The following is an 8,746-nucleotide window of genomic DNA, read 5'->3' on the forward strand; positions in this document are numbered from 1 at the left end:
CCGCGTCCGCTTGGGCAGACAACCGCTCGACGTCTGGTCGGAGGGCTAGGGCAGCACTGGTCAATGTCAGCATGACCTTTCCCCCGGATGCAATAGCGCGTCGGCTATGCCGCCGATATCCGACGCTACCACGCATAGTCCCATCGCGATGGGATGCGTATTCCAGCCATCCGTCAGTCATGACGCGCGGGGGACCGCCCTATCACCAACAGTTGATGCGCCAGCTTTCTCGCCAGAGCAGAAATCGATAACAGTCCACGATCCGCCCGACGGAGTGCTGCGACCGGAACTATCCGATGCAAATAGCGCGCCTTCATGTGCCCAGACATGAAAGGGGTTTCGAGGAAACGAGTTGCTATATCGACCAAACCCGCGTCGTGCAATATTTCACGTAACTCGTCTGCCAGATAAGCATAAAAGTGATCCTCCCCATCAGCACTGAACTGCATATGCTCCCATTTCCTGGGGTCGCCCAAATCATGGTAGCTCTGGAGCGAATTCTTGACATAATCTCCGTTGGGCGTCGTTACCACCAATCGCCCGCCAGGCGTTAGCAGCGAACGCAGACGAGCAACAAGCTCACCGGGGTAAACCAGGTGTTCGATAATCTGGTTGGCAAACACGAGATCGAATGTCCCGGGCAGATCCTGCTCAAGCACATTAGCGGCCAAGAACCGGATATCACCATGCGTGTAACGCGACTGTGCATATTCAAGAAACTGGGGGCGTATATCAACCGCAGTTACCTGATGACCGCGCTCTGCCAGCAGCAATGCTAACGTGGCCTGAGCACATCCTACATCAAGAATACGTAAAGGCGACTCACCCGCGAGGCCCAAGTAGCAGTCCAGCAGGTTATGATACTGATTCCACAAATGCGGTGCGAGGGAGCGATCCCAAATCTCGTCCATGTCGTGTCCGTACAATGCCTGCACGTCGTCCGGCCAGTGAGGACTAAAGACTGGCGGCTTCATGGCCGCCGCGCCAGAATTTGCAGATAACGCATCAACGCTTTAAAATGAAATGGATTAGCTCTCAGTGCTGTAGCGAAATAGGTCTTGGCCTTAGCTGGTTCCTTTCGCATCAGGCAGCTGGCGATGAAATACGCAGCTTCGGCCGTATTGGGTGCTGTCTTGCAAGTATCAATCACGATTCTCTCAATAAGCTGAAGGTTCTGATCCTCCGGCAGTCCAGCACGGCGCAGACGGGCCCCGTGAATAATTCTCTCACCGATGCGCTGTTGTACAGCATGGCGGCCTGGCGATATTCCGGTTAATGAATACTCCGCCTGGAAAAGCACCTCGGGGACCACCAGGTGCTTGCCGATCTCGGCCAGCCGCACCCAGAGATCGATGTCCTGCGCCACGCGAAATTGATGCCGATAGCCTCCTACCGCAAAATATGCGCTTTTTCTAAACAAAACGCAGGGATGACAGGACGGGCCTTGTAGTTCAGCAGCATCCAGGGTTTGCAAGCCAGCTGAGGCCTCGTGGGCACTTTGCAATACCTCAAAAAGAGGTTCGCCGCCCGGGCCGACAAATCGCGTACCGCAAGAAGCCAGCACCGCCCGAGGATCGCTACAGATCAAATCGAGTTCCTTCTTCAAGCGTCCAGGCAACGACACATCGCCAACATCCTGGCGCGCGATAAATTCGCCCGTGGCCTCGCGACAACCCCGGATCAGCGCTCTCGTCAGTCCCTGGTTCAGCTGGTGGACGAGTCTGATCCGCGGATCAGCCGCAGCATACTCCTGGAGTATTCGCGGAGTTTCGTCGGTCGATCCGTCATCGACGACAATAAACTCGAAGTCAACGCCATCCTGCACCAAAACACTGTCGATCGACGCGGGCAAATGCCGTGCACCGTTATAGACGCTCATCACCACTGACACGACCGCGCGATGCATGGCTTGCGCCCCTCAAAAGATCATTCTTGAATAAGCCGCCCCGCCAAGCGCCCCTGCCAGCTGAGCCGTCCCGCGCTTCGCCATACGTTAACGCAGCACCGCGGAACCGCAATGAAAAATCCGGCCCGGCCGCCGGTCGTCACGCCACAATAGACCTATAGGTCATAACGGGGCGGGGCCGGAAGGGGCAATGCAGTTACGTTAAGCCGGCCTGGCTCCGGCGCTGCCGCCGGGGATCATGCTTTCGTGGGCAGCTATGGCTTGCGGTGTAGCTGACAACAATAACTCTTTTCACGCCCTCGCCATGTGCTGCCGCAGTATTTCTAGCGTATATTCTCCATCAACGCGGGGCAAGCCAAAGGGATCGGCTCCGGCACTCACACGCCCGACGCGTGATGTCAGGCAATAAAGGTAGCCCGCCTCTCCAATTTTTTCGTTAGCGCGAGCGTCTGCGATCCCATGCGGCAAGATGAATCCTGATGGTTCAAACCCCATAAACTCCTGAAAATGGCGTCGTGGTGCATCTATTTCCACTAACAGTTCAGACAGTGTCAAGGTGTCGTTCAGCGGCCGATGTGTAGCCCCATGAGCCAATAATTCTACACCAGCCCGGCGGAGATCGCGAAGCTGCTGCCAATCGGCCAGTTGAAAAACGCCGTAGCGAGAAAACGATTCGCGAAATCGCTCCGAGCCAAACGTTGCCTTCAGCGATTCCAGATAGGCCTCGCGCATCACGGACGTTACGGACGTAAGTAGTTGCCTTTTTATGGCGGCACGGACCGCTTGGCGCTGATGTGCGCCGAGAAGATGCCACGCCACGGCACTGCCATCCGGCAGGGACAATGACGACTCGGTCCAGAACTGCAATAGATAGTCAAGTTCATACGTCGGAATGGACCGGTCGCCACCGATTAGCCTCGTCGGGACCGCGATTGCCCATGGTAAGCTAAATTCATCAAGGATTTCAGCCGCTATCGTCGCCTGATTGTGAAGACCGTCATCCATGGTGATGGCCACCCATCGTCGATCGATGGCAGTGTGAGTCCGTACGGCATCAAGAATCTCAGCCAAGGGCACCACGGCGTGCTTGCGCTGCAAGTAGCGAATATGGCGGCGAAAGACATCCCGGGGAACGCAATAGCGCTCAAGTTGGGGATATTGGATGTCTTCCACAACTCCGTGGTACGCCAATATAACAGCACCCATGGCTTCCTTTTCGTAACGCCTGCCAGTCCCAATCGCTCCGCGTACCCAGCAAGCTGCTTTGGCTTTCAGCGATACGTACTGCATCAATTTTGCCCTCGGTTATCGCGTAGAAAGGCGATTAAGATAATTGGCGCTGAAGGCCTTGATCATAAGTCCGGGCAGGCCCTACGCTAAGTTCTTGCCGGATTTATGAACATCGCCCGCTATAGAATCGCAGAGACCCTAGGGCCGGGTCGCGCCAGATCCGATAGTAATGCGTCAAGCCGATTGGTTTACTCGTTGATCCAAACACCAGCGAATCGCTTGAAGAGTCGTTCCCAGCGGTCTTAAGACGCGATCGAAAACATAACAAGCGCGTGGGGAGAAGAGAGAAAGAACAACCTGCGGGTGATAACGCGCGATACTTTTTCTCCACCGCGAATAAACGCTGAGCCGCGGTGTTTGAGTCAGCCAATGTCATCGTCATAATTGACGCAGGCTAGCCATCGCTAGCATTTCCTTAGGCTATTGAGAAGGATACTGCACCTTCGCCAGCCGAGGGCTGCGGCCAACCAACGTGCCAGCAAAACTTGGATCACCGGAGGACCTCCCGCTGCCGCCTGCAAGGCGACGGCGGAACAGGTGTCGGCGCTGGCGCTAAGGCCTAGCATCCCGGCCCGCCGGGCAACCAAGAAAGCCCACCTCGCAAGGTGCGTCATTTCCTGTGATGGGATAGGTACACCCGCAAGTTTGGCGTAGTATAGCAAACGCTGAATCAGTTGCGTATAGTCATGAATGTACGCCGGACTCACACCGTCACAGGACAATCGGGCGCCCGCGTGGCAGCGATGCTCCGAAACCAGGCCGTCACAATAGGTTAGCCTGGTATTAAGCGAGCCGACTCGGGCGTCGTACTCCCAGTCCTCTGCGATCCGCATGGTGCTCCAAGGGCCTACAGCATCGGACACGCTGCGCCGGTACAGTGGGGTATGAGTGTTCCACCAGCGATCGACGAGTAATTGCGGAAAGAGGGTTTCGAACACATGTCCGGTACCCTTATAGGGATCCTCCAGGATCTGTCCTTGCTCACTGATCAAGCGGGTACGGCCATAGGCTACCCCACAACCCGGATGTTGTCTCAGGGCAGCTACCTGCCATTCAAATTTCTGGGGTCGTAACAGGTCGTCACTATCGAGATACTGAATAAACTCTCCACGAGCCAAAAGCCTGCCAGCTTCACGGGATTGACCGACTCCGCGGTTGGGTGTGTGGAGTGTCGTGATCTCTGTCGGATGCTGCTTCGCCAAGCAATCAGCTACGGCCCCAGTAGCGTCGGTGGACCCGTCATCGACAATGATAATCTCCAAGGGCCTATAGGTCTGTGCCAAGACGGAATGGACCGCCTCTTGCAGCATTGTCGGGCGATTAAATGCCGGTATAATCGTCGAAACCAATCCGTTGCAGCAGGGCAAGGCGTTAGCTTTCATCGGCTCAATTTCTAAGTTCAGATATCTTTTGAACGACAAATGCAATGGATCCGGCCCGGTGCAGTGCGTCAATCTCACGCGCCTTCTTTGGCCAGAGCATCTTTCGCGGTGTCAAGAATGGAAAGGTGGTGTTGACCCAGTTCAAAACGCCCAAAGCCTGCTTGATCACCTTGGAGTAACCGCCCCAGCGCGAAAGCGACGAGAGGGTGTCATTGGCTGCCCACAGCCTGGTCACGCGTAAGGAAGGCGTCGCATCGATAAGCGAGAGCAATCCCCACGCCGTCATGTGAAAATAGGAAACCAGAAAGGGCTCGCCTTGTGAGATGGTTCCCAGGTAAAGCCCGCCGGGCTTCAAGACTCGCTCGATCTCGCTGAGCGCGACAACTGGATTGCGTAATGCCAGGAGTACTGCGTAGGTAAGAATGCAGTCGACGGATGCCGTCTTGAACGGCAGGGCGTGGGCATCGGCAAGAAAGTCGGCAGTCGTAGAACAAATGTCTACGCCGACGTACTCATGACCGAGCGCGCGGATTGGTATTTCTTGATCCCGGGGTCCACAGCCTAAATCGAGAACGCGGGTCGGCCGTTTAAAATAGTCCGCTATGATCGACATGAACTGCGTTGAGTCGCGGTGTTGTGCCCGCGGTCCGTGATACCCTGGTGATGGGGGTGACGTCTCAATGACCTGGAGCTGTTGTGCGGGATCAAGATCACTCTTGCGGGCCAGACTCAGCGTGAGAGGGTGGGGATTTTGGGGCCTTAGGTCCGCCAGGGGTTGATTGGAAAATCCACAGGCGGGGCATGAGGCCCCAGCGCTGTTGACAATCAGTTCGTGCTGGCAGTCAGGACAAGCCAGGATAGCATAGAACCAAGGGGGATTCATCTGGTGACCTCACGGTTGGTTTGCGGAGTCGATGAGAGGACGAGCGCGAGCGTCGGCTTTTGCCAACCTTAGCGTCCGCGACACTGAAGAAAACAAGGGCTATCGGCTATGCAAGGGGCGCTCAAGCGGTGGCTTCGGGAAAAGGGTGGACAACACCTGTCCAGTACCCTGATCGGGTTCGTCAGGGAGGCGCCCGTGCGCGCCGACGAAGCGGATACGCTCATAGGCTGACACTCCGGATGGCGACGAACCGGGGCGAGCTGCAATCAGACCCAAGTACGCGGCCATTCAAATCAGCGTGATATGAGCGGCCGTAGCTGGCGACGACAGTTTGACCGGTCTTGGGTGTTCATATCCTTGCGGTTTCGCGACAGGGCCCTGAGCACTCGCCCGGGCTATTATCTCTAAGCGATGCAATGCGCTGGGCCACGGGTATTTTCAATTTCTGGGCGGTAAACTGCTCCCGTTCGATCATGCCGCTGTGCTTTTCCGGCTGGGATGGGTGCCACAAATGGATGAAGGGCAGGAAGGCACCGGGATAGAAGTGCAGGGTTGCCGCGCGCTCCAGGAGTTCGTCATCCTCGCCGCCCCAGCCGGAAAAGGATTCGTCGTGTCCGCCGATTCGCCAGTAGGCCTGCCGATCCATCACCAAGGTTGCCCTACAATTGGCCCGCACTTCGCCGATGCGCATGTCGGTAGCTGGCATGGCGTTTTCGGCTTGGATAGGAGCCGAGGTGTCCTGGTCAAGGTAGAAGATCAGACGCGGCAGCCGCGCCCCGTGATAGCCCCGTCGCATCAAATCAAGCGCCGTTGCCGCGTAAGTGGCCGGCGCCAAAAGGTCGCCGTCGTGAAAGATCAAGCAGTCGCCCAGTGCGTGGCGCGCACCGACGTTCATGGCCCAGGAGCGGTTGAACGGCATGTCGGGTGTCACGCACTGCGTATGAAGGTAGCGTACCCCCGGCAAGACGGCATCTGCCAGCAGCGGCTCCCAGCTCTGTTCGACCAGAATAATCTCTACTGCGACGCCTTGCTGGGCGCACAGGTTAGCTAGACAGCAACGCAGTTGAGGCAGTCGCGCAGTGCCGCGAAAGGGAATGATGATGCTGACGTCAGGCCGGCCGTCGGGCGCCGTGAGCCCATCGCGAAAGGCGACCGGCCATTCCTTTAAACAATGCCGCAGCAATCGCCCACCAATCGCCGGAAAGAGGCGGCACGCCGTAAACAACGAACTGTCGTGCCAGTTGCACACGCGAGCGCGGCCGGCGTCCACGCGACTGATGGACTCGCGGCGGTTGTGCAGGTCGAGCCACGTCAGGCCGAGACGTGCCGCGATGCTGGGCGCGCGCAGTATCAGCTCGGTTTTCCAACGTTCATGGGCCCAGCAGCCCAGTTGTTGCCGCAGCGTCGGCGCAGACATGTTATGCCCGCACCCGGATCTTTCGCGCTGGGAGGGTGGCGCGACATATCAGTTTAAGCGCCGTTGGCTTGACGAGGTACTCGGGGGCGACAACCGTGCGCCGGCCTATCGTTATCGACGCCGGCAGCACCGGCATGTCTGGGGCAGGTCCGGTCGGATCACCCAGCTTGACGCCAAGACGGGACCGATCCGGGCCATCGCACTTTGGCATCCGGCACCAGCAGGCGATGGCACGATGGAGGGCAACGAGGGTACGCTTACTCATGGTGGCGAACGTTCCACGGCCGGGTGGTCCAGCGTCTTTGCCAGCGCCCAAAACTCAGGGTCCCAGTAATCGGTGGTGCCGTGCGAATGCGGCCATTCGCCGCCGGGGCCGCCGTCCGGTCCGGTGGGGCCGAGCCTGGCGCGAAGCTGCTCCGCCAGACCAGTGCCCAACCACCGGTCAAGCCGCCCCGGTGCGGGCTGTGCCTTGATGCTTGGCGTCGCCGACAACGCCGGTTGTTCGCGCAGGGCGCGCAGGTGGCGATCCCAATTGGCGACCGAGACGGGGATGCTGTAGCGCGTTTCTATCAGTCGAAACGCGGCGGCCCTCAGTCGATTGCCCAAGGCAGGCGCCTGCGACAGCCGGCGCAGTTGCGCGGCGGCCTCCCGACAGTCGCCGATGGGGAACAGCAGCGCATTCTCATCATGCCGCAGTGCCGCTTCCAACCCGGAACCAATGTAGCGCGACGACACCACGGCGACGCCGCTCGCCATTGCCTCCCAGATCACGATCGGTCCCGTTTCCCAACTGGAGGTCAGGAGTAGGGCGTCCACTCGCTCCAGTACCTGCTGTCGTAACTCGGTCGGTGACAAAAAGCCGAGGAGGCGGACCTTTCCCGTGGCAAGCGGTTCCGCCAACGCCGCCCGTAATGCGGCCTCATCCGGTCCGCTTCCGGCGATCAAGAGTTCGTAAGCGATCCCGCAGGCGTCCAGTTCGACGAGGATCGGTGACAAGTCAAAAATCCGCTTTTGATCCTGCTCCAAGCGGCCGACGAAGGCGATGCGCAAAGGCTCACGTCCCGAGTGACGAAGGACTGGCCCGGCATAGTCAACACCGTAAGGGACATGGGACACCCGCGCGGCGTCCACACCCCCGAAGGCAGTTGCCAGTCGGCACGCCAGGCGATTGGTACAGAACACGCGATCAAGCCAGCCGCGGTGCGCGCGGATATCGTCATAGAGGTCCGGTTGGATGCCGTGCACTGTCATCGCGATCTTCAGGTCTGGTCGCCCGCGCCGTCTCGCGCGGGCGGCGCCCAGTAGCGCATCGGGTAGGTTGACGGTCGCCACCAGATCCGGTGCAAACTCATTGATGGCGCGCTCGACGGCACGCAGCCGCCCCTCCTGAGTGCCGGTCGTGCAGGCGATGGCATGCCAATTGACATGGGAGTGCTTGGCGAGATAGCGCTGCGGCCGATGGTGACGCGGCCCTTCGACGAGCCCCATGAGCACCTCCCATCCCAGCGCCCGCAATCCCGGCTCCATATAGTCGAGCCAAGTCCCAAGCCCGCCCAGCACATAGGCGCTGGGCGCCACGAACATCACTGAGCCTCTGCCCTGTTGACTGGTCACATTTGCTCCTGTTCCTGCGATTAGAATGCCTCTGCCACATCGTAACGACAAACAGTGTAGCCGAAATCCACCGGGGACTGGTCTGGCGCCGCGCAACTGCTGCCGGCGGCCTGTGCGGCAGCATCGGTGAATTCGACCTGGAGCAAGGGTGCCTCGGCGCTTGGCGGTGAGTTAGCGGCGCCCCTGGGGACGTGGTTCTCCCAGGCTTCTACGTCAATCTTCAGCATCACGGGCTGGCCTGGGCCGGCGCCACG

At 58.9% G+C, this 8,746-nt stretch carries 8 protein-coding genes; all 8 read right to left on the minus strand.

Annotation, left to right across the window (positions count from 1 at the left end; genetic code table 11):
* Positions 1–173: 173 nt before the first annotated feature.
* Positions 174–974, minus strand: a complete 801-nt coding sequence (locus tag QZY44_RS28415; RefSeq protein ID WP_295456001.1) for a class I SAM-dependent methyltransferase — start codon at positions 972–974, stop codon at positions 174–176.
* Positions 971–1,906 (minus strand): glycosyltransferase family 2 protein, encoded by a 936-nt coding sequence (locus tag QZY44_RS28420; protein ID WP_295456003.1) that lies wholly within the window; start codon positions 1,904–1,906, stop codon positions 971–973. The genes QZY44_RS28415 and QZY44_RS28420 overlap by 4 nt, the downstream gene beginning before the upstream one ends.
* A gap of 291 nt (positions 1,907–2,197) precedes the next feature.
* Entirely contained in the window at positions 2,198–3,196 is a 999-nt protein-coding gene (locus QZY44_RS28425) for a polysaccharide deacetylase family protein (protein WP_295456005.1), read from the minus strand.
* A 404-nt stretch (positions 3,197–3,600) separates the two neighbouring features.
* Positions 3,601–4,578 carry a glycosyltransferase family A protein gene (locus QZY44_RS35990; RefSeq protein ID WP_365305460.1) on the minus strand — a complete coding sequence of 326 codons (978 nt, stop codon included), beginning with the start codon at positions 4,576–4,578 and terminating at the stop codon, positions 3,601–3,603.
* A 4-nt stretch (positions 4,579–4,582) separates the two neighbouring features.
* Positions 4,583–5,191: a class I SAM-dependent methyltransferase gene (locus QZY44_RS28430; RefSeq protein WP_295456006.1), complete on the minus strand. Its 609-nt coding sequence runs from the start codon at positions 5,189–5,191 to the stop codon at positions 4,583–4,585.
* A gap of 619 nt (positions 5,192–5,810) precedes the next feature.
* Positions 5,811–6,878, minus strand: a complete 1,068-nt coding sequence (locus QZY44_RS28435) for a galactosyltransferase-related protein (RefSeq protein ID WP_295456007.1) — start codon at positions 6,876–6,878, stop codon at positions 5,811–5,813.
* A 261-nt stretch (positions 6,879–7,139) separates the two neighbouring features.
* On the minus strand, positions 7,140–8,492 hold the full coding sequence (locus QZY44_RS28440) for a glycosyltransferase family 4 protein (protein WP_295456008.1): 1,353 nt from the start codon (positions 8,490–8,492) through the stop codon (positions 7,140–7,142).
* A 20-nt stretch (positions 8,493–8,512) separates the two neighbouring features.
* Positions 8,513–8,746, minus strand: a 234-nt coding sequence (locus QZY44_RS28445; protein WP_295456009.1) for a hypothetical protein, incomplete at its 5' end; no start/stop codon positions are given.

Source organism: uncultured Thiodictyon sp. (assembly GCA_903837595.1).
Taxonomy (GTDB): Bacteria; Pseudomonadota; Gammaproteobacteria; order Chromatiales; family Chromatiaceae; genus Thiodictyon.

What these genes read in the sequence shown, in the direction of transcription:
- QZY44_RS35990 (WP_365305460.1), bottom strand. Translation starts at nt 4,578, where the DNA reads ATGAAAGCTAACGCCTTGCCCTGCTGCAACGGATTGGTTTCGACGATT.
- QZY44_RS28415 (WP_295456001.1), bottom strand. Translation starts at nt 974, where the DNA reads ATGAAGCCGCCAGTCTTTAGTCCTCACTGGCCGGACGACGTGCAGGCA.
- QZY44_RS28430 (WP_295456006.1), bottom strand. Translation starts at nt 5,191, where the DNA reads ATGTCGATCATAGCGGACTATTTTAAACGGCCGACCCGCGTTCTCGAT.
- QZY44_RS28420 (WP_295456003.1), bottom strand. Translation starts at nt 1,906, where the DNA reads ATGCATCGCGCGGTCGTGTCAGTGGTGATGAGCGTCTATAACGGTGCA.
- QZY44_RS28435 (WP_295456007.1), bottom strand. Translation starts at nt 6,878, where the DNA reads ATGTCTGCGCCGACGCTGCGGCAACAACTGGGCTGCTGGGCCCATGAA.
- QZY44_RS28425 (WP_295456005.1), bottom strand. Translation starts at nt 3,196, where the DNA reads ATGCAGTACGTATCGCTGAAAGCCAAAGCAGCTTGCTGGGTACGCGGA.